Here is a 20,840-nt window from a genome sequence, read left to right on the forward strand (position 1 = left end):
GTGTCTCGGAATCGGATACAGAAGCTCCAATCTACCAGAGGAACCCGGATAGTTGTAATAAATTAAGACTTCCGCAATGCGGAAGCGGCTGCTATAATGCGTTCCACGGGGCGGCTGTAGCTCAGCTGGATAGAGTACTTGGCTACGAACCAAGGGGTCGTGGGTTCGATTCCTGCCAGCCGCACCAACCAATACGAAGGCCAGATCGCGAGATCTGGCCTTTTTCGTTTTGGGTCTGCGTGCCGAAGGCTCCGGCACAGGCTGAACGGCGTTGACGGCGGGCGGCGCAGGCGTCGAGGTACATGAGCAAAAGGGTATAGCCACCCGCCCTTCCCAATTTGCCGACACCTCGTTATAATGCGTGCCTCGGGCGGCTGTAGCTCAGCTGGATAGAGTACTTGGCTACGAACCAAGGGGTCGTGGGTTCGATTCCTGCCAGCCGCACCAACGAATAGGAAGGCCAGATCGCGAGATCTGGCCTTTTTCGTTTCTGCTCAGGCGGTTTCGCCGAATGTTTCGGGATCGCAATCTTATCCTTCCCATTTCGCGAATGCCTCGTTATAATGCGTGCCTCGGGCGGCTGTAGCTCAGCTGGATAGAGTACTTGGCTACGAACCAAGGGGTCGTGGGTTCGATTCCTGCCAGCCGCACCAACGAATAGGAAGGCCAGATCGCAAGATCTGGCCTTTTTCGTTTGGATTGTATGGCGCCTACTTCGGCTGGGGAGCGTGCTGAGCAAAGTTCACGGCGGGCGGCGCACGCGCCAACGAATATCATCATGTAAGGTGAAGCCACCCGCCCTTCCAATAATGCCAACACCCTGTTATAATGCGTGCTTCGGGCGGCTGTAGCTCAGCTGGATAGAGTACTTGGCTACGAACCAAGGGGTCGTGGGTTCGATTCCTGCCAGCCGCACCATCAGTTTCAAGAAAATGGCTCAGAAGCGATTCTGGGCCATTTTTCTTTTCCCTCGTGCTTTTTCCTTTCCTTACTCCCGCCAGCACGGCCGTATCGACACGAGTCTTAAACGAGGCTTAGCTCAGCACAGGAATGTCTCCTCTGTTTTTGTAGGACGGCGCCGACGTTATCTGAGCAACTCGTTCCGCTTTTCCGCTCAACAATTGCCTTTCGTGCGGCCTCCTATGAAGAGCGGGACGAATGGCTGCCTATCCTGAAAACATTCCAAACATCATCGAATGTCGCCGCAGCGTCACAAGCATTGCAAATGGCGCAAATCGGCGTATCCCTTTGCTAGCATGAAGTCCCCGATTGCCATAACCCGGCCGCAGGACGCGGCTGATTTTGCGAGAGGATGCTATGAAGAAATCACTACTTGCAGCAGCGGTGCTGGCGAGCGCTTCGCTCGCGGCACCGAGCGCGTGGGCGCAGATCGGCAATTCGCCGCAGGCACTCGACCTGGTGGACAATTCGGCCTTTTTCGGCGACAGCTTCGAGGCGGGCAATAGCGGGAATACCTTCGCCGACCGCTTCACGTTCACCGTGACGGGCACCGTGGGCCAGAACCTGGATGCCATCGTCGCGTCGGTCAGCCGTAGCACCGACGTCGGGCTCGACATCACGGGCGTCTGGCTATTCGACGGCAACGATACCCTGCTGAGCCAGGGCTCGTCCCTGCAGACGGGGGCGACCGATGTATGGACGGTGGCCGGGGGCAACCTGAGCGCGGGCGATTACTACATCCGCGTGAACGGCAACCTGGTCTCGGACGACGGCGCGTCCTTCGGCGGGGCGATGATGCTCATGCCTGTGCCCGAGCCCGGCACCTACGGCATGATGCTGGGCGGCCTGGGGATCCTGGGCTTCCTGGCGCGGCGCCGCAAGGCCAAATAACAGCACTTGGCCTGCACAACGGGAGCGCGCAAGCGCTTCCGTTGTTCCCTAGGTACGCACTCAGGTGCGTAACTTCTTGATGATGCTGCGGTTGCCCAGGATTTCCTCGATCTGCTCGAAGCGCACCGGTTTCACCATGTGATGGTCGAAGCCGGCCTCGAAGGCGAGCTGGCGGTCCTTTTCCTGGCCCCAGCCGGTCACGGCGATCAGCACCGTCATCGGACCGCAGCTCAGTTTGCGGATGCCGCGCGCCAGGTCGTAGCCCGACATCTGCGGCAGGCCGATGTCGAGGAAGGCATAGTCCGGGCAGAAGCGCGCCGCGGCCGCCAGCGCGTCCGGGCCATTGTGGGTGATCACCACGCTGTGGCCCATGGCGGTCAGCAAGGCGCCGATGCTGTTGACGAAGTCGACGTTGTCGTCGGCCAGCAGGATGCGGTAGGTCTCGGTGCTGATGAAGGCGGCCGGGGTCGGTTTGCTCAAAGGTTCCGGATCGACCACGATCGGCAGGCGCACCGTGAAGCGGCTGCCGCGCCCCAGGCCCTCGCTCGAAGCCGCGATCGTCCCGCCATGCAGTTCCACCAGCTTGCGCGCCAGCGACAGGCCCACGCCCAGGCCCGCGTTCGTGCGTTCCAGCGTCGAATCGACCTGCACGAACATCTCGAACACGGAGTCGAGCATCTCCGGCGCCAGGCCGATGCCGGTATCGCTCACTTCCAGCACCAGGGTCTTGTCCTCGACACGGGCGCCGAGCGTAACCTTGCCGCCGCGGTTGGTGTACTTGGCCGCGTTGTTCAGCAGGTTCGACAGGATCTGCGCCAGGCGCGTGGCGTCGCCATGCAGGAAGACCGGGCGGTCCGGCAAGTCGATCGCCAGTTCGTGGCCATGCAGCTCGATGTAGGAGCGGACCACTTCCAGCGCGTCGTTGACGACCGCCTTCAGTTCCACGCGCCCCATCTTGATCGCGAACTTGCCGGTATTGATGCGCGACACGTCGAGCAGGTCGTCCACCAGGCGCACCATCTGGCGCAGCTGGCGTTCCATGATGTCGGTGGCGCGCTGGGTCGCCTGGGCATCGCCGCTGCGGATGCGCAGGATGTCCAGGCCCGTGCGGATCGGCGCCAGCGGATTGCGCAGCTCGTGGGCCAGGGTCGCGAGAAATTCGTCTTTCCTGCGGTCGGCCACGATCAGGGCGCCCTCGGCCTTCTGGCGCACGTCCATCTCGTGTTCGAGGGTGCGGTTGGCCGCCTGCAGGGCTTCCGCGCGGCGTCCGATCTCGGCCAGCATGTCGTTGAAGGCTTCGACCAGCACCCCGATCTCGCCGCTGTTATTGCCCGGCACGCGCAGGGTGAAGTCGCGCTGCTGCATCACCTGGCGCGCCACATTGGTCACCGCCTCCAGGGGACGGGTAATCGCGGCCTGCAGGCGCGAGGCGACCAGGGCCGCGATCACCAGCGCGCCCAGCATCACGCCGCCGAGGATGGCGCCATAGTTCAGCAGGCGCTCGACCAGTCCGTAGCGCGAGCGCAGGAAGACGGTGCCTACCAGCTCGCCGTTCTCGACGACGTTGTGCCAGACCTCGAGTTCGCCATTGTCGATGCGGTAGCCGGCCGGCTGCGCGCGCGGCGGCAGCGACTGCTCGAGGCCCGCCTTGGTATAGGTGGCGAAACGCGCGCCAGTATTCGCGTAGACGGCGCCGGCCAGGATCTGCGGGCGGGCGCGCAGCACGGCCAGCTGCTGCCCTGCCGTGGAGGCGTCGTTGAAGGCCAGGGCCGGGGCGGTGACGCTGGCCATGATATCGGCTTGCGTGGTCAGGTCGTCGACCCAGTAGCGCTGGAAGGTGCGCAGGTCGAGCAGCAGCATGGCGATCGAGGCCGACAGCAGCGCTGCCAGCGTCGTGAACACGGCCATCTTGATCAGCTTGCTGCGGACGGAACCGCCGTCGTTGAGATGCTGGCGGGATTGCATCAGCTGTTTCCCTTGACTACGCGGTTGGCGACCGTAAGCAGGCGCGAACTGAGTTTCACGTTATTCCTCTCTGCGGAGTCGAGCGAGACGTCGAAACGCACCCGCTCCTCGATAATCCTGAAATTGATGACGCTGCCGTTCTGCAGGCCGAGCTCGCACTCGGTGACCGGCAACAGGGCTCCGGACGCGCTGCGCAAAATGCGCGCCGCGCGCGCACTGTCGCTGCCGGCAATGAACAGCAGGTGAACCTGGGCCGGATCGCCTTCGCGCAGCGTGCGCACGACGATCTGGCGGCCGCGCACCTGGCGCCCGGCCACGACCCGCCCCAGCTCGGCCGCCATCTCGTCGGAACCGATCACGCCGATCGTCACCGGGGCCGCGCTGTCGGCGAAGGCCGAGGCCGGGAAATCGGCATAGCCGAGAAACTTGTAGAGAAAGGCGGCCTTGACCCGGCGCTCCAGGGCCTGGCTGCCGCCGGCTTCCGCATGCGCCGTGGCCGGCGCCAGGCCAAGTCCCCCGCAGACCGCGGCCAGCGACCAGCCCGCCAGACGGCCGACCGCCTGCCGGCGCCGGGGCGAAGGAGGAGACGGCTGCGGGGTTCGGGCAAAGCGGTGTCGGATCATGGGCCGGGGTTAATTCTGCAGGTCGCGCCCTTGTATGGAAGCGCTCGAATGCCTGACGCACACCCGGTTCGCCAGACTCGGCACGCCGGGCGGAACACTGCCGCACGCCGAAGCCCTAAATTGTTTCGTGACATACATCATGGTAAAACATTTTCTCTATTGCACCAAGCAAGTGCATACCGTGTCGCTACCACGCATCGCCATATGCAACATTAATGACTGTCATCAGTAATTTAAATTGGCAATAGATGTTGCCTTGCAGCATAATCCTTCTTGTCTCCTCTATTCTCCTCCTCGGAAATAGATTCAGCCCGCTCTCTTGAGCGGGCTTTTTTTTTGCGCTTGCACAGCCCGGCCTTGCTATCATTGCAATACCCGACGGAAGGAGCGCTTGCGATGACCCGATCAGCATCTACGCCCATCGAATTCTGGTTCGAATTCGGCAGCAACTACAGCTACCTTTCCCTCATGCGTATCGAGGAACTGGCCGAGGCGGCCGGCGTGCCCCTGCTGTGGCGCCCTTTCCTGCTGGGCCCGGTCTTCCGCGAACTGGGCTGGAGCACGTCCCCCTTCGTGCTGCAGGCCGCCAAGGGCCGTTACATGTGCCGCGACATGGAGCGCCAGGCCACCAAGTATGGCCTCGCCTGGCGCCGCCCGTCCGCCTTTCCGCGCGCGGCCGTGTTGCCGATGCGCGTCGCCGTGCTGGGTACGGAAGAAGCATGGATGGGCGCGTTCTGCCGCCGCGTGATGCGCCAGAACTGGGTCGAGGACCGCGAGATCGACACGCCTGAGGCCGTGCGCGAGGCCCTCTCTGGTTTGGTGCCCGATCCGGATGCCCTCATCGCTGCCGCGTTGGAACCAAACAACAAGTTGCGCCTGCGCGCCCAGACCGAACAGGCCGGCAGCCGCGGCATCTTCGGCGCACCCACTTTTTTCGTCGGTGATGAAATGTTCTGGGGCAATGACCGGCTGGAGGACGCGATCGCCTGCGCCGCAGCGTGCCGACAGGCGCCAGCCATTTAGTGTAGGATTCCGCCATGTTTTCGAATATACAACAGGCCGTCTCCCATGCTCGCTTCCGGTAATTCCGCACGCACCGCTTCCCGCACTGCTTCTTCCTATGACTGGAGCGCAACCAGCCTCGGCGATCCCGGGCTCTGGCCGCAGCCGCTGCGCGTGGCGGCCGACCTGATGTTCAATACACCCTTGCCGATGCTGCTTGCCTGGGGCGACCAACAGCTGGTCCTGTGCAACGAAGCCTACGGCGCCCTCGCCGGTCCCGGTTTCAGCCGGGTGCCGGGCGGATCGGTGCCGGCGGTGCTGCCGCCGCCCTTTGCCGCGGCGCGCGAGGCACTGGCGAATGCCCGGCGCGGCGAGGCGGGCTGCGTGCCCGGCGCGACGGTGAATTTCGGCGCCGGCAGCGAACGTTTCGACCTGTATTTCACGCCGATCGGCACCGGCACGGACGTCGGCGGCGTGCTGTGCGCGCTGGGAACGGCGCTCGAGCTGCCGCAGGCCGCGGAAGAGCCGGGCACGCTGTCCATCCTGGTGGTCGAGGACAACATGGATTCGCAATACCTGGTGTGCGAGATGCTCAAGGCCTTCGGCTACGAGGCCGACGGCGTGGCCCATCCGGACGACGCGCTGGCGCGCCTGGCCGCGCAGCACTACCACGTGCTGTTTACCGACGTCAGCCTGCCCGGCATGTCCGGGGTCGACCTGGCGCGCCAGGCGCGCGAGCAGTATCCGCACCTGAAAGTCATCTTCGCCTCCGGCTACGGCGACATGCTGCTGCGCCACCTCGACTTCCCTTACCAGTCGCTGCAGAAGCCCTACGAGCTGGATCAGCTGCAGGACGCGCTCGGAAAAGTCGCGAGCCAGCTGCGGGCGGGCGCCTGAGTGGCTGCCAGCCGTGTGCGGGCGATCGATGCGGCCGGGCTAGAATGGCCAGGTGCCGGGCGGCGGCGGGCGCCCGTGCGCCTCGTTCTCGTCCTGCCCAGCCTGACGTTTTCCATGATTCCTGTTAAGTCTCTCCCCTGCCGCGGAGGCGCCGCGTGAGCGAGAACCGCGACGACATCGAACTGATGCGCTCGGCGGCGCTGCGCAACGCGACCAACGTCCTGGCCGCGCGCCGCCAGGCCGAAGCCGAGCTGATGGCGGCCAAGGAGGCCCTGCGCCAGGCCAACGCGCGCATGGAAAACATGCTGGAGAGCCTGACCGACGCCTTCTGCGCCGTCGACTTCGACTGGCGCATCACCTACGTCAACGGCCGCGCCCTGCAACTCCTGGCGCCCCTGAACAAGACCCGCGAAGGCTTGCTGGGAAAACGCCTGTGGGACGAGTTCGAGGAGCTCAACGGCAGCAACCTGGCCACCGAACTCGAGCGCTCGATGCGCACGCGCGAGACCGGCAGCCGAGAATTCTTCTACCCGCGCCTGGCCGTCTGGATCGAGGCGCGCATGTATCCCTCGCCGGACGGGCTGACCCTGTATTTCCACGACGTCACGCGGCGCCGCGCCGACCAGCAAGCCCTGATCGACGGCAACAGCCGCCTGCAGGTAGCCCTGGCCGCCGGCCGCCTGGGCGACTGGCGCTGGGATGCCGCGAGCGACCGCGTCAGCCTGGGCGAACGCGCCGCCGAGATCCTCGGCCTGGCCCCCGACACGCCGCTGGCCTGGCCCGAGCTGCGCGCCCGCCTCGACGAGCCCGACCGCGAAACCGTGCGCCGCGAGGTGCTGCATGCCTTTGCCTCGCACAGCGACCTGAACATCGAATGCCGACTGCTGCCCGACGGCGGCCAGGCGCGCTGGATCGCCCTGGTGGGTCGCGCCGACTATGCCAATCCGGCCCTGCGCGACAGCGTCACCGGCATGACCGGCGTGATGCAGGACATTTCCTCGCGCAAGAACGCGGAAGACAGCCTGCGCCAGAGCGAAGAGGTGCTGCGCGCGCTGGCCAACACGATCCCGCAGCTGGCCTGGATGGCCCAGGCCGACGGCGCCATCGTCTGGTTCAACGAGCGCTGGTACGAGTACACCGGCACCACGCCCGACAATGCGACGGGCTGGGGCTGGCAAGATACGGTCGAACCCGACGCCCTGCCCGCCATGCTCGAGCACTGGCGCGCCTCGATCCGCAGCGGCGCCCCCTTCGAGATGGAATACCCGATCCGCGGCGCCGACGGCCAGTACCGCTGGTACCTGACCCGCGTGAACGCCGTGCGCGACCGCAACGGTAAAGTCGTGCGCTGGTTCGGCACGAATACCGACGTCGACCAGGTCAAGCGCGTCGAGCAGGCCCTGCGCGAAGAATCCAAGGTGCTCGAACTGCTCAACAGCACCGGCGGCGCCCTGGCTTCCACGCGCGACCTGCGCTCGCTGTTGCAGGTGGCGACCGACGCCGCCAGCGGCATCGCCGGCGCCCGCTTCGGCGCCTTCTTCTATCACGGCAAGGAAAGCGACGGATCGGCACTGTTGCCCCAATTCTCGCTGTACACCCTGTCCGGCGGGGTCGCCAACGAATTCCAGAGCTTCGGCGAGCCGCAGGCCAGCGCCCTGTTCGGGCCCAGCTTCCGCGGCGCCGGCCTGATCCGGTCCGCCGACATCACCGACGACCCGCGCTACGGCCCCAGCCCTACGCAGTTCAGCCTGCTGTCCGGCCAGCCGACCGTGCGCAGCTACCTGTCGGTGCCGGTCACGGCCGGCTCGGGCGAGGTGCTGGGCACCATGTTCTTCGGCCATCCGGAGCCGGGCGTGTTCACCGAGCGCACCGAACGCATCGTGCGCGGCATCGCGGCCCAGGCCGCGGTTGCCCTCGACAACACGCGCCTGTACGAGGCGGCCCAGCAAGCGGCCGAGGAGCGCAAGGTGCTGCTGGAAAGCGAACGCGAGGCGCGCGCCGAAGCCGAACGCTCGAGCCAGATGAAGGACGAGTTCCTGGCCACCCTCTCGCACGAGCTGCGCACCCCGCTCTCGGCCATCCTCGGCTGGGCCCAGGTGCTGCGCCGCGGCGGCAAGGACGAAAACGACCTGCAGCGCGGCCTGCAAACCATCGAGCGCAATGCGCGCGCCCAGGCCCAGTTGATCGAGGACTTGCTCGACATGAGCCGGATCACCTCGGGCAAGGTGCTGCTCGACATGCAGACCCTGAACCCGCAAGGCTTCCTCGACGCCGCCATCGAAACCGTGCGCCCGGCGGCCGACGCCAAGAACATCCGCATCGAGAAGCGCTACGAGCCGGACCCCGGCATGGTCGCGGGCGACCCGGCGCGCCTGCAGCAGGTGGTGTGGAACCTGCTGTCGAACGCGATCAAGTTCACCCCGCGCGATGGCCTGGTCACGGTCGAACTCGGCCGGCGCGACGGTTCGGTGGCCGTCACCGTGCGCGACACCGGTTCCGGCATCAAGCCGGAATTCATCACCCACGTCTTCGAGCGCTTCCGCCAGGCCGACGCCTCGATGACGCGGCGCCACGGCGGCCTCGGCCTCGGCCTGGCGATCGTGAAGCACCTGATCGAGCAGCACGGCGGCACCGTGCGCGTGGAGAGCCCGGGCGAAGGACTCGGTTCCAGCTTCTCCTTCGAACTGCCGCAGGCCAAGGCCCAGACCAAGGCCGAACGCCGCGCCAGCATGATCCTCGGCAGTACCCCGCCGCCGGCGGCGCCCGACCTCACCCTGCGCGACTTGACCGGCGCCTCGATCCTGGTGGTCGACGACGACCGCGACGCGCGCGAACTGATCTTGCGCATCCTGACCGACTGCCATGCCAAGGTGCGCATCGCGGCCAGCGCGCGCGAGGCCTTTGCCGCCCTGCAGGCCGAGCTGCCGGATCTCCTGATCAGCGACCTCGGCATGCCCGAAGTCGATGGTTTTGAGTTATTGTCGTGGGTACGGGCTCTGCCGCGCGACCGCGGCGGGCTGCTGCCGGCCGTGGCCCTGACCGCGTTTGCCCGTTCCGAAGACCGTCTGCGGGCCCTGGAAGCGGGCTTCAGCTCGCATATTTCGAAGCCGGTCGAACCGAGCGAATTGATCGATGCGGTGGGGTCGCTGGTGCGTCCGCCAATGAGTAGAAAGCGCACTTGATGTTCCTACTATCGGACGCGGCGCTGTCCTACAAGAAATTCTTGGGCCTTTGTTAGACTACTTGAAGTGGGAAAGTTGGATTTCTGAAGTGAAATTAGTTTCCTTCCAGTACCTATTTCGACGAGAAGAAGCATGCCGAGCAGACAAGAAATTTTGAACGCCAAAATCCTGGTCGTGGACGACTCGCCAGACAATATCGAATTGATGGAAGAGATATTGCGCGAGGAAGGCTACAGCAACGTCAGCTCGACCATGGAGCCCGAACAGGTCTGCCCGCTGCATCGCGAGCACAACTACGACCTGATCCTGCTCGACCTGCAAATGCCGGGCCTGAACGGTTTCCAGGTGATGAAAAGCCTGAAGGAAATCGAAAAAGGCGGCTACCTGCCGGTCCTGGCTCTCACGGCGCAACCCAGTTTCAAGATCGCGGCGCTCGAAGCGGGCGCGCGCGACTTCATCAGCAAGCCTTTCGACTTGCTGGAAGTGCACAAGCGCATCCACAACATGCTCGAGGTACGCCTGCTTTATAAGGAGCTGGCCCAGTACAGCCGCGCCCAGCAGGAGCTGGCCTTGCACGACGCCCTCACCGGCCTGCCGAACCGCCGCCTGCTGGAAGACCGCATCGAAACGGCCCTCCAGCACGCCAACCGCAGCCATGCCAAGGCCGCGATCATGTACCTGGACCTGGACGGCTTCAAGGCGATCAACGATACCTATGGCCACGCCTACGGCGACGAGATCCTGAAGATGGTCTCGCAGCGCCTGCTGGCCTCGTCGCGCAAGGAAGACACGGTCGCGCGCCTCGGTGGCGACGAATTCATGGTCGTGCTGGGCGACATCCACAGCCTGGCCGACGCCCAGGGTCCGGCCGCCAAGCTGGTCGAGGCCCTGTGCGAGCCCTTCTTCATCAACGATCTCACGCTGCGCCTGTCGACCTCGATCGGCATCAGCATCTATCCGGACGACGCCGAATCGGTCGACGCCCTGATCAGCATTGCCGACTACGCCCTGTACGAGGCCAAGCGCGCGGGCAAGAACCGCTACTGCTCGACGGGCAGCAAGCCGCAGCAGGCGATCAAGACGCCCGGCAAGCAAGCCGTGCCGGAGCTGGCGCCGCACCGGTAAGCCGATGCGCACCGTACGGGGTCATCGTGGCCAATGGCCCACGATGACGGGTCACCGGGCACCTGTGTCCACGCGGTACGGCGCTTGAGCCGCCAATACCCCGATTTCTTATCTACTGCCGCGTCACCGTGGAAACCGTACGGTGTGCGCAAGCACGACCGCGTGGGCAAAATTGCCCACCTTACGGTTCGCAAACGATAACGGCACATGCCCGCATTGCTGCAAGCATATGCCGCCTCATCAAAGCGCCCGTGAGGCGCTATCGACTGTTTGATCAGGCCGAACCGATATCCTTCGACTGCGTCTGCGGGCTGCCGACATTCGTCTGTCCGCACGCTTCCTCGTTGTGCGCGGCGATCGCCGATGCATTCTGGTGGTCGCGCGCGGCTTCGACCTTGTCCGGCGCGACTTCGATGCGGGTGATGCCGGCGTCGACCGAGATCGGATCGCTGGCCGGGAAGGTCATTTCGACGGCGTCGTCGAGCAGGGTTTCCTTGGCCGAGTGCGATCCCTGGGATCCGGGGGCGGCCATCATTTCGATGGCGAAGGCGTTGGCGATGGCCTGGTGCCGGGCCAGTTCGCCGATGGTGCTCACCTTGAATGCATTCTGCAGCGCCTGCGCCTCCTGCTCGCCGATGCCGCTCAGGGCCGTCAGCGGACAATCCACCAGTTCGCGTGGCGATTTGCCATGGTACTGCTCGGTAACAATCGAATCGATATTCATTTTTTGTCCTTTCAAGTAAGCAGCCTATCCCCCAGGGTCGATGCGTCGCGGGGGAGTCGCTTCCACTATCGCATGGACGCTTGCAAGAGTATGTGCGCTGGCGTACATGCAACATCGTGAGGGAATAGCGCACGATTGCCCCCAAACACGAGAAATTGCCGTGCTATCATTCGCACGCGCCAATTGTGTCTTTACTTTGGAAAACACGGTGCGCTCTGCTATCCTTTCAGACCGCGACAATTCTGGCCTTTTACGACCAACGCAGCAGGAACGACGTGCCAACTACCGACAAACCAAAGATTCTGGTCGTTAATGACGATGCTGCCAGCCTGCTGGCCCTGACCAGCCTGCTGGACCAATGGGCAACCGAGACGGGCTACACCGTGCTGGCCGCGCGTTCCGGCCAGGAAGCCTTGCGCCAGGTGCTGCTGCACGATTTCGCCGTGATCATCCTCGACGTCAACATGCCCGGCATGGACGGCTTCGAGACGGCCGAGGCGATCCACCAGCGCGCCCGTTCCGCCGACATCCCGATCATCTTCGTGACCGCCTTCCTGGCCGACGAGATCGACCGCCTGAAGGCCTACCAGCGCGGCGCCGCCGACTTCCTGTTCACGCCGGTGATCCCGCAGATCCTGCACGCCAAGGTCTCGGTCTTCGTCGCCCTGGCCAACAAGAACGAGCAATTGCGGCGCCAGACCGAGAAGCTGTCGCAGCGCACCCTCGAGCTGACCGCGACCAACGAACGCCTGATGAGCGAGATCGAGGAGCGCCAGGCGGCTGAACGCAAGAGCCATGCGAAGGACGAGTTCCTTGCCATGCTGGGCCACGAACTGCGTAATCCCCTGTCGGCGATTTCCAGCGCCGCGGCCCTGATCGACATGCCGGGCGCCCACGCCGAAATGGGCTCGCGCGCGCGCCAGATCATCCAGCGCCAGACCCAGCACCTGTCGCGCATCGTCGACGACCTGCTCGACCTGTCGCGTGCGATGTCGGGCAAGATCCTGCTGGCCCGCAAGCCGGTGGACATGGCGAGCCTGGTGGGCGCCTGCCTCGACACCTTCCGCGCCACCGGCCGCACCGGCGGCTACCGCATCAACGTCGACCTGGCGCCGAACTGGGTCGACGGCGACCCGACCCGCCTCGAGCAGATCGCGACCAACCTGATCGACAATGCGATCAAGTACACGCCGGCCGGCGGCACCATCGACATCACGATCGGCGCCGAGGGCGACGAGGTGCTCCTGTGCGTACGCGATACCGGCGTCGGCATCGCCCCCGACCTGCTGCCGCACGTGTTCGACGTCTTCGTGCAGGGCTCGATCAGCCTCGACCGCGCGCAAGGGGGCCTGGGCATCGGCCTGTCGCTGGTAAGGCGCCTGGTCGAACTGCACGGCGGCAGCGTCAGCGCCACCAGCGACGGCGCCGGCGAAGGCAGCGCCTTCGCGATCCGCCTGCCGCGCGCGGACGCGCCGCAAGCCGCGGCCGCGCCCCAGGCCGCCCAGCCTGTCACCACGGCCGGCAAGCCGGCCGTGCTGCTGATCGAAGACAACGAGGATGGCCGCGAAATGATGGCCACCATGCTCGACGTGTACGGCTACCCGGTACTGCAGTCGGCCGACGGCCTGGACGGCGTGGACCTGGCCACCGCCCACCTGCCGAACGTGGCCCTGGTCGACATCGGCCTGCCTGGCATCGACGGCTACGAGGTGGCGCGCCGCCTGCGCGCCAATCCGGCCACCGGCGCCATGCGCCTGATCGCCCTTACCGGCTACGGCCTGGCGGAAGACCAGCGCCGCGTGCTGGAAGCCGGTTTCGACATGCACCTCGTAAAACCGGTCGACATCGCCCAGCTGCTCGGCGCGCTGGGCGAACCGTCGCCGCTGCCGGCATCGGCCGGCTGATCGGGAACACCGCCAAATAAAAAAGCCGCACAGTGACTGTGCGGCTTTTTTTCTTGCTCGCAAGCTTACTGCGAGGCTTCGATTTCTTGCTGGCGCGCCTGCATCTCCTGGCCCAGGGCCTTGAGGTCGAGCTTCAGCTGTTTCGTCTTCGGGAACATTTCCTTCTCTTCTTCCTCGACGTGGTGGTCGATCATTTCCGACAGCACCTTGACCTTCGCGTCGTACAGGTCGTCGTCCGGGTCCATTTCCATGATCTGGGCGATCAGGTCCTTGGCCGATGCGTGCTCGACGACGGCTTCGTCGACCATGTCCTCGGTGTCCTCGCTCGCTTCGCGCGTGGCCGGATAGAAGATCTCCTCCTCGATCGTGGTGTGCATGATCAGGGCCTTGCAGATCTCGTCGGCCAGCTTTTTCTTGCTGACCTTGGCGCGGTCGGTCATCTTCTCGAAGCGCTCGAACATCTCTTCGACTTCACGGTGCTGCTGCGTCAGCAGTTCGACGGCGTCGATTGGCTTGTTGGTATCAGGCATGAGAACTCCTTGAAGGTGTGATGGTTTTCATAAGGCTTCCAGGACTCCAGCATCGTCGCAAACGCCTCCTTTTACTGTACGGCAGCGCACGCAGACACCTCAGTGTGCGCACTTCCCCGAGCGAGGTGTTGTATGATTTGGGAAACATTCAACCGAGCCCACGATGACCGCACCGGACCCGCAACACCACGACCCGGACCTGGAACGGCTGGTTGCAGAACGCACCGCCGCATTGACCGAGCTGGTCGCCCACCTGATGAGTTGCTGGGACGACGAGCGGCGCCTGCTTGCGCGCAAACTCCACGACAGCCTGGGCTCGTCGATGACCGCGCTGACGATGCACCTGGGCCTGCTGTCCAAGGGCCTGAGCGATCCCAAGGCACAGGAACGCGCGGGCCAGATGAAGACCCTGCTGAACGGCATCATCGAAACCAACCGCAAGGTCCAGCTCGGGCTCTGGAACGACAAGCTGGAATTTTTGGGCATCAAGGCGGCGCTGACCGAGCTGGTGGCCGAGTTCGGCCAGGAGCACGCCATGACGGCGCGCGTCAGCCTGCCCGACGACGACGACGGCTATCCGCGCGAACAGGGCGTGGCGCTGCTGCGCTGCGCCGAGGAAGGGCTGCGCAATGCCTTGAACCACGCGCGCGCAAGTGCGGTGGACGTCATTCTCGACGACGATGGCGAGCAGCTGATGCTGACCGTGCGCGACGATGGCGTGGGGCTGCAGGAGCCGCCGGCGCCGGAGTCGCTGCGCTGCCACGGCTTGCGCCTGCTGCGCGAACGGGCGCGGGCGCTGGGTGGGAGTTTGACGCTGGCGGCGCTCGATGGGGGCGGTACTGCGTTGACCATGATTTTGCCGAGGCTGCGCCAAGGAGCCTGATTTTTCAGAAGGCCGGGCATTCGACCGCACGTAAACGCGCGGGCATGCCCGCCCTACGTTACACCACTGCTGCGGACGATGCATACGGTATGGTGCGCTGGCCTCGAGGCAGCAGCGCACCGTACGGGGTCATTGCGGCCAATGGCCGCAATGACGGCTTCACCGGGCATGCCCGCGCGGTCAGTGCAATTTGACGAGCGGCGTCGTCCTGCGAATCAAAAACCGCGCAATCGCCAGCACCCCAGTCCGCATCGCCCCCAGCACCGCCTGGTGGTGCATCAGGTGCAAACTGGTGTACATCACCCGCCCGATCATCCCCTCCACGAACCAGCTCGCGCCGCTCAGCGAACCCATCAGACTGCCGACGCTGGTGGTCTTGCCGAGCGAGACCAGCGAGCCGTAGTCGCGGTACTGGTAGGGCCTGTCGTCATGCGGCTTGCCCTTGGCGCGGCGCAGGAAGTCCTTGAGCAGGTAATCGGCCTGCTGGTGCGCGGCCTGGGCCCGCGGCGGAACCGGCTTGCCGGAGGCGTCGATGCAGGCGGCGCAGTCGCCCAGCGCGTAGACGCCGGGCACGCCTTTCACGCGCAGCTTGCCGTCGACCTCGATCTGGCCGCCCTTGTTGACCGGCAGGCCGAGCGCGCCCAGGAATTCGGGCGCGCGGATACCGGCCGCCCACACGCACAGGCTGGCCGGGTAGACGTTGCCGTCGGCGTCCGTGACCCGGTCCGCTTCGATCTTCGTGACGCGGCAGTTGTTGACGACGCGGATACCGCGCTCGTCGAGCAGTTTCAGGGCCGCGTTCGAGACCCGTTCGGGCAGCGGCGCCAGGATGCGCGGCGCGCCTTCCAGCAGCGTGATGCGCACGTCGCGCTTCACCTGCAGGCGCGAAAAGCCGTAGGTGGCGTACACGCCGGAGGCTTCGCGCAGTTCGGCCGCCAGCTCGACGCCGGTCGCGCCGCCGCCGATGATGACGACGTCGAGCGCGACCTCGGCGTCCTGGCGTTCTTCCCTCGCCTGTTCGGCCACCGCCATCAGGCGCAGCATGCGCAGGCGGAAGCGTTCGGCGTCTTCGGTGGCGTTCAGGGAAATCGTGTGTTCGCGCGCGCCGGGCACGCCGAAGTAATTGGAGGTGCTGCCGACCGCCATCACGAGCGAGCCGTATTCGATGCTGCGCTCCTGCAGCACGTCTTCGCCGTCGGCCGCGCGCACGGCGCCGACGGTGAGGCGGCGCGCCCCATGGTCGAGCGCCATCATGGGGCCGTAGACGAAGGTAAAACCGTTATCGTGGGCCAGCATCTGGTAAGACAGGCCCTCCTGGTGGATGTCGAGGGTGCCGGCTGCCACCTCGTGCAGCGAGGGCTTCCAGATGTGGTAGAGGCGCATGTCGACCAGCATGACCTTGGCGGGGCCGAGCTTGCGCCCCAGTTTGCAGGCCAGTTCCAGTCCGCCCGCCCCACCACCTACGATGACGATTTCGCTTCGCAAACTTTCCTCCCTTGATTGTGCCGCCGGCCGAGCCGGTATTGGCTACAAGGCAAGTGTACACCCGGAGGAAAAATCGAGCGCGGCCATGGCCGCGCAGGAACAAGGAAGCGTGTCAGTGGCCGCGACCGTGACCGTTTCCATGACCATTGCCATGGCCGTGGCCGTGCTTGTCATGCTTGTCGTGCTTGTCGTGCTTGTCGTGACGGTCGTGATGATCGCGGCGATCGTCGCGTTCCACGTAACGCACCTCGCGCACGACTTCGCGCACCACCGGACGCTCCACGTAGTGGCGCTCGCGGTAGCGCGGCGCGTAGGTGTTGGTGTACCAGTCGTCGCGCACGAACATCACCGGACGGGCGCAGGCGTCGTAGCGGCCGCAGTAGCGCGACCAGTTCTTGCGATGGCCCGGCGGCACGCGCAGGTAGATCGGCTCGGCGCGCACGTGGCGCACTTCGCGGATGATCACCGGCTGCTGGGTGTAGACGACCGGACGCTGAGCGAAGTCGCCGAGGTCGATGCGGCCGTAGAAGCCGGGCTGGCCGATGCTGATGCTGACGTTGGTCTGGGCCATGGCGGGAATCGCGGCGGCAACGAGGGCGGCGCCGAGGATCAGGGAACGGATCGGGGATTTCATGAGAGTCCTCTAATGGTGATGTTGGCCGAACTTTATCAGACGCAATGTGAAAACTTTGTACGCTGCAACACACATTTACAAAATCCACGCTGTGGCTTTCGGCGCGGAATCGAACGGCGGACGCCACGGCAGCGTCGCTACAATCGGAACACGGACCCACCATACGAGGCTGAGATGACCCGTTTCCCCCTTCTCTCGAGCGGGGCCTGCCTGCTCGCCGCCACGACCGCTTTTACCGCGATCCCGGCCCGGGCCCAGGTCGGCGCCACGCTCGACCTCGGCACCACCGGCGTCGGCGCCCACCTGGTGCTGCCGATCTCGCCCGGCCTGAACGGCCGCCTCGGTATCAACTATTTCAAGCACGACTTCGACAAGCGCTCGGGCCAGGTCGAATACGACCTCGACGGCAAGCTGCAGACGGTCGACGCCCTGCTCGACTGGTATCCCCAGCCCGGACGCAATTTCCGCGTCACGGCCGGCGTGCTCTACAACGATACGCGCTTCGACGCCACCGCCTTGCCCGACCAGCTCGGCAGCTTCAGCCTGAACGGCACCCGCTACAGCGCGGCCGACGTCGGCCTGCTGCGCGGCAAGGTCGACTTCCGCAAGGCCGCGCCCTATCTCGGCATCGGCTGGGGGAACGCCCTGAACAGCGAGCGCGGCTGGAGCTTCGGCGGCGACCTCGGGGTCTTCTACCAAGGCTCGGCACGTGTGAGCCTGCGCAGCGAGGGCTGCCAGGTCGCCACGGCGCTATGCGAACGCCTGGCGCGCGACGTCGCGGCCGAACAGGAGCGCCTGGCCGACGACGCTTCGGACTTCAAGGTTTATCCGGTGGTGCGTGCCGCGCTGTCCTATCGCTTCTGATGACGGTATCATCGGAGCCAAGGAGGAACCGCCATGAGATCGCCCGTCCTTCGCCAAGGCCTGCGCTGCGGCGCCGTCGTCCTCGCCTGCCTGCTGGCCAGCGCCTGCAAGGGCCGCCAGGAACCGGTCAAGCCGATCGCGGCCCAGCCCCTGGTCTGTTTTATTGACTTTTAAGGCCCGCCAAGGCGCCCTTGTTTGCCCGGTGCTGCCCGGCACAGGGTTCTTTACAGTTAGTATGAACTTGCGCATCCTTGAGTAGTCTTGTGCATTATGAGCAAGCATGTTCCAATCAGGATGGCGGCCACGGCGCTTGGTGTCTCGACCAGTATGCTGCGGCGCTGGGAGGCGAGCGGGCGTCTCGCGCCCCTGCGTACCGAAGGTGGACAACGCCGCTACGACCTCGCGGCCTTCCGCTCCGGGCTCGCCCACGCCGCTCCGGCGCCGCGTCGGACGATCGCCTATGCGCGCGCCTGCAGCCACGACCAGCGCGCCGACCTGGAACGCCAAAAGCAGGTGTTGGAACGGTACTGCGCATGGCTCTACGACAGCCGCAGCTGCCGCAACCAAAAACCGATCGAAGGGGTGCGCCAGGCTGTCCAGGAGGCGCAGTGCTAATCGCGCACCGCATCCGCCTCGACCCGAACAACGTCCAGGCAACCTATCTCGCTAGGGCAGCCGGCATTGCCCGCTTTTCCTACAACTGGGCCTTGGCCGAGTGGCGGCGCCAGTACGAAGCGCGCAAGGCCAATCCCGCCCTGCCGGCGCCGTCGCAACTGGCGCTGCGCCGCCAGCTCAACGCGATCAAACGCGAGCAGTTTCCCTGGATGCTAGAGGTGACGAAGAACGCCCCGCAGATGGCGATCATCCAGCTCGGCGAAGCATTCAAGAATTTCTTCGCACGCCGGGCGCGCTACCCGACGTTTCGGAAGAAGGGACAGCACGACCGTTTTACTTTGACCAACGACCAGTTCCGGGTCGAGGGCAAGCGTATCCAGATCCCGAAGCTGGGCTGGGTGCGCACGAGGGAGGTCCTGCGCTTTGCCGGCCGGATCGTCTCGGCCACGGTCTCGCACAGAGCCAACCATTGGGACGTCAGCATCACCGTCGATACCATAGAACCGTCACACCTGCCGCCCGCCGAAAACCAAGGCGCGGTCGGGGTCGACCTCGGGATAGCGGCGCTGGCCACGCTGTCCAACGGCGAAGTGTGGACCGGCCCGAAGGCGCTGCGAACCCTGCTGGGACGGCTGCGCCGGCTGTCGCGTTCCCTCTCGCGCAAGGTCAAGGGCTCGCGCAACCGGGGCAAGGCGAAGCTGAAGTTGGCCAAGCTGCACGCCAGGATCGGCAACCTGCGCCGCAACGGCCTGCATCAGCTCACCAGCAGCATCGCGCGCCGCTTCCACACCATCGGCATCGAGGGCCTGAACGTGCGCGGCATGTTGAGCAACCGGCGCCTGGCGCGGGCGATCGCCGACATGGGCTGGTACGAATTGCGCCGTCAGCTGAACTACAAGGCGGCTTGGCGCGGCGGCAGGGTGGTGGCGGTCGACCGCTGGTATCCGAGCAGCAAGACATGTTCAATCTGCGGCCATCTGCTCGACAGGCTGGACCTGGGCGCCAGGCAGTGGACATGCCCGGACTGCGGGACGGTCCACGACCGCGACGTCAATGCGGCCGTGAATTTGAAGAACAAGGCGGTAAGTTCTACCGCAACGGCCTGTGGAGGGGCAGGCGCTGGCGCTGTGCGCATGCACGGTGTGAAACCGGCCCCGGAGAAGCAGGAATCCAGCAGCAGGCAGGTTTAAGCAGTTACGATCAGCTTTGCGTAAGTTTGGAGGAACGGTAAACTGTCGGCTGTTCATTTGCTCCAAGGTTCACATGTCGTTTTCCTCGCTCGGCCTGATCGACCAGATCGCAGGCACCCTCGCCACGCTCGGCTACAACGAACCGACCCCGGTCCAGACCGAAGCCATCCCCGCCGTGCTGGCCGGGCGCGACGTCATGGCCGCGGCCCAGACCGGCACCGGCAAGACGGCCGGCTTCGCCCTGCCCCTGGTCCAGCGCCTTGCCATGAAGGGCCAGGCGGCGCCGAATGCGGCGCGCGCCCTGGTGCTGGTGCCGACGCGCGAACTGGCGGAACAGGTGCACGAGAGCGTCAAGGCCTACGGCGCCGGCCTTCCGCTGCGCACCATGGTGGCCTACGGCGGCGTCAGCATCAATCCGCAGATGATGAACCTGCGTAAAGGCGTGGACCTGCTGGTGGCCACGCCCGGCCGCCTGCTCGACCTGCAGCGCCAGAATGCCCTGAAACTGAACGGCGTGACGATGCTGGTGCTGGACGAGGCAGACCGCATGCTCGACCTGGGCTTCTCGCGCGAACTCGACCAGATCCTGGAAGCCCTGCCGAAGAAGCGCCAGACCCTGCTGTTCTCGGCCACCTTCTCCGATCCGATCCGCGCGCTGGCGAACCGGCTGCTGCGCGACCCGGTCAGGATCGAGACGGCGCCGCGCAATACCACGGTCAAGGCGATCAAGCAGTGGGTCGTCACGGTCGACAAGAAGCGCAAGTCCGAACTCTTCCTGCACCTGCTCAAGCGGCACGGCTGGGGCCAGGTGCTGGCCTTCGCCAAGACGCGTCGCGGCGTCGACGAACTGGTTGGCCTGCTCGAGGCCAAGCGCATCGCGGCGGACTCGATCCACGGCGACAAGCCGCAGCCGGCGCGCCTGCGCGCGCTGGAGCGCTTCAAGGCCGGCGAAGTGCGCGTCCTGGTCGCCACCGACGTCGCCGCGCGCGGCCTCGACATCGAGGACCTCCCGGTGGTGGTGAACGTCGACCTGCCGATCGTGGCCGAGGACTACGTGCACCGCACCGGCCGCACGGGTCGCGCCGGCGCGACCGGCGAGGCGGTCTCGCTGGTCTGCGCCGACGAAGTGGAACTGCTGGCGGCGATCGAAGGACTGACCGGCCAGGCCCTGCAACGCATCGAGGAGCCCGGCTTCGCGCCCGACCATCGGGTGCCGGAGACGAATGCCAGGGGAGAAGTGATCAAGAAGCCGAAGAAACCGAAGAAGCCGAAGGGCGATGCGAAGGTGGTGACGGAAGACGTGCGCTTCCGGCGCTGACGCCCGCACGTAGCCATGAAAGAATATTTCAAGCGCGATCGCGTCGTG

General features: G+C 65.4%; 18 protein-coding genes and 4 tRNA genes. 16 read left to right on the forward strand and 6 right to left on the reverse strand.

Going from position 1 to position 20,840, the window contains the following annotated elements:
* The first annotated feature begins 110 nt into the window (after positions 1–110).
* The 5 genes from C2862_RS15830 to C2862_RS15850 all read left to right on the forward strand — a co-directional run bounded on the left by C2862_RS15830 (position 111) and on the right by C2862_RS15850 (position 1,851).
* A tRNA-Arg gene (locus C2862_RS15830) sits at positions 111–187 on the forward strand.
* Positions 188–370: 183 nt separating this feature from the next.
* Positions 371–447 (forward strand) — tRNA-Arg (locus tag C2862_RS15835).
* A gap of 129 nt (positions 448–576) precedes the next feature.
* A tRNA-Arg gene (locus C2862_RS15840) sits at positions 577–653 on the forward strand.
* Between the two features lie 188 nt (positions 654–841).
* Positions 842–918, forward strand: a tRNA-Arg gene (locus tag C2862_RS15845).
* A gap of 399 nt (positions 919–1,317) precedes the next feature.
* Positions 1,318–1,851, forward strand: coding sequence for an FxDxF family PEP-CTERM protein (locus tag C2862_RS15850; protein ID WP_136221108.1), 534 nt, complete (start codon positions 1,318–1,320; stop codon positions 1,849–1,851).
* Between the two features lie 60 nt (positions 1,852–1,911).
* On the opposite strand, the gene C2862_RS15855 is transcribed toward C2862_RS15850, so the two are convergent.
* Positions 1,912–3,816 carry an ATP-binding protein gene (locus C2862_RS15855; RefSeq protein ID WP_136221109.1) on the reverse strand — a complete coding sequence of 635 codons (1,905 nt, stop codon included), beginning with the start codon at positions 3,814–3,816 and terminating at the stop codon, positions 1,912–1,914.
* A complete protein-coding gene (locus tag C2862_RS15860) occupies positions 3,816–4,439 on the reverse strand; it encodes a YfiR family protein (RefSeq protein WP_136221110.1) in 624 nt (207 codons plus the stop codon). Before C2862_RS15860 ends, C2862_RS15855 begins: the two co-directional genes overlap by 1 nt.
* A gap of 396 nt (positions 4,440–4,835) precedes the next feature.
* On the opposite strand from C2862_RS15860, the gene C2862_RS15865 reads away from it, so the two are divergent.
* The 4 genes from C2862_RS15865 to C2862_RS15880 all read left to right on the forward strand — a co-directional run bounded on the left by C2862_RS15865 (position 4,836) and on the right by C2862_RS15880 (position 10,645).
* Positions 4,836–5,462, forward strand: a complete 627-nt coding sequence (locus C2862_RS15865; RefSeq protein ID WP_136221111.1) for a 2-hydroxychromene-2-carboxylate isomerase — start codon at positions 4,836–4,838, stop codon at positions 5,460–5,462.
* A gap of 45 nt (positions 5,463–5,507) precedes the next feature.
* Complete coding sequence (locus tag C2862_RS15870) at positions 5,508–6,338, forward strand: response regulator (RefSeq protein WP_229467464.1); 831 nt, start codon at positions 5,508–5,510, stop codon at positions 6,336–6,338.
* A gap of 155 nt (positions 6,339–6,493) precedes the next feature.
* A complete protein-coding gene (locus C2862_RS15875; protein WP_229467465.1) occupies positions 6,494–9,520 on the forward strand; it encodes an ATP-binding protein in 3,027 nt (1,008 codons plus the stop codon).
* Between the two features lie 132 nt (positions 9,521–9,652).
* Complete coding sequence (locus C2862_RS15880; protein ID WP_229467466.1) at positions 9,653–10,645, forward strand: diguanylate cyclase domain-containing protein; 993 nt, start codon at positions 9,653–9,655, stop codon at positions 10,643–10,645.
* A 274-nt stretch (positions 10,646–10,919) separates the two neighbouring features.
* On the opposite strand, the gene C2862_RS15885 is transcribed toward C2862_RS15880, so the two are convergent.
* Complete coding sequence (locus C2862_RS15885; protein WP_229467467.1) at positions 10,920–11,369, reverse strand: hypothetical protein; 450 nt, start codon at positions 11,367–11,369, stop codon at positions 10,920–10,922.
* Positions 11,370–11,644: 275 nt separating this feature from the next.
* On the opposite strand from C2862_RS15885, the gene C2862_RS15890 reads away from it, so the two are divergent.
* Positions 11,645–13,273 carry a response regulator gene (locus C2862_RS15890; RefSeq protein WP_136221112.1) on the forward strand — a complete coding sequence of 543 codons (1,629 nt, stop codon included), beginning with the start codon at positions 11,645–11,647 and terminating at the stop codon, positions 13,271–13,273.
* 65 nt (positions 13,274–13,338) lie between these two features.
* On the opposite strand, the gene C2862_RS15895 is transcribed toward C2862_RS15890, so the two are convergent.
* Positions 13,339–13,803 carry a hemerythrin domain-containing protein gene (locus C2862_RS15895; RefSeq protein WP_136221113.1) on the reverse strand — a complete coding sequence of 155 codons (465 nt, stop codon included), beginning with the start codon at positions 13,801–13,803 and terminating at the stop codon, positions 13,339–13,341.
* A 163-nt stretch (positions 13,804–13,966) separates the two neighbouring features.
* Here C2862_RS15895 and C2862_RS15900 point away from each other — a divergent pair, with 163 nt between their 5' ends.
* On the forward strand, positions 13,967–14,686 hold the full coding sequence (locus tag C2862_RS15900; RefSeq protein ID WP_136221114.1) for a sensor histidine kinase: 720 nt from the start codon (positions 13,967–13,969) through the stop codon (positions 14,684–14,686).
* 180 nt (positions 14,687–14,866) lie between these two features.
* Here C2862_RS15900 and C2862_RS15905 read toward each other — a convergent pair whose 3' ends face one another.
* Together C2862_RS15905 and C2862_RS15910 are read right to left on the reverse strand one after the other, a co-directional pair.
* Positions 14,867–16,171, reverse strand: a complete 1,305-nt coding sequence (locus C2862_RS15905) for an NAD(P)/FAD-dependent oxidoreductase (RefSeq protein WP_136221115.1) — start codon at positions 16,169–16,171, stop codon at positions 14,867–14,869.
* A gap of 112 nt (positions 16,172–16,283) precedes the next feature.
* The gene (locus tag C2862_RS15910) at positions 16,284–16,805 is read right to left on the reverse strand and encodes a hypothetical protein (protein ID WP_210736010.1); all 522 of its coding nucleotides are present in this window, start codon (positions 16,803–16,805) and stop codon (positions 16,284–16,286) included.
* 174 nt (positions 16,806–16,979) lie between these two features.
* Here C2862_RS15910 and C2862_RS15915 point away from each other — a divergent pair, with 174 nt between their 5' ends.
* The 5 genes from C2862_RS15915 (at position 16,980) to C2862_RS15930 (ending at position 20,792) form a co-directional block, all read left to right on the forward strand.
* On the forward strand, positions 16,980–17,669 hold the full coding sequence (locus C2862_RS15915; RefSeq protein WP_136221116.1) for a hypothetical protein: 690 nt from the start codon (positions 16,980–16,982) through the stop codon (positions 17,667–17,669).
* A gap of 33 nt (positions 17,670–17,702) precedes the next feature.
* Entirely contained in the window at positions 17,703–17,843 is a 141-nt protein-coding gene (locus tag C2862_RS25285) for a hypothetical protein (protein WP_168710082.1), read from the forward strand.
* Between the two features lie 96 nt (positions 17,844–17,939).
* Positions 17,940–18,284 (forward strand): recombinase family protein, encoded by a 345-nt coding sequence (locus C2862_RS15920; protein WP_136221117.1) that lies wholly within the window; start codon positions 17,940–17,942, stop codon positions 18,282–18,284.
* Entirely contained in the window at positions 18,278–19,474 is a 1,197-nt protein-coding gene (locus C2862_RS15925) for an RNA-guided endonuclease TnpB family protein (RefSeq protein ID WP_136221118.1), read from the forward strand. The genes C2862_RS15920 and C2862_RS15925 overlap by 7 nt, the downstream gene beginning before the upstream one ends.
* 73 nt (positions 19,475–19,547) lie before the next feature.
* Positions 19,548–20,792: a DEAD/DEAH box helicase gene (locus C2862_RS15930; protein WP_136221119.1), complete on the forward strand. Its 1,245-nt coding sequence runs from the start codon at positions 19,548–19,550 to the stop codon at positions 20,790–20,792.
* Positions 20,793–20,840 lie beyond the last annotated feature (48 nt).

It is taken from the genome of Massilia sp. Mn16-1_5 (genome assembly GCF_004798585.1).
GTDB lineage: Bacteria > Pseudomonadota > Gammaproteobacteria > Burkholderiales > Burkholderiaceae_D > Telluria.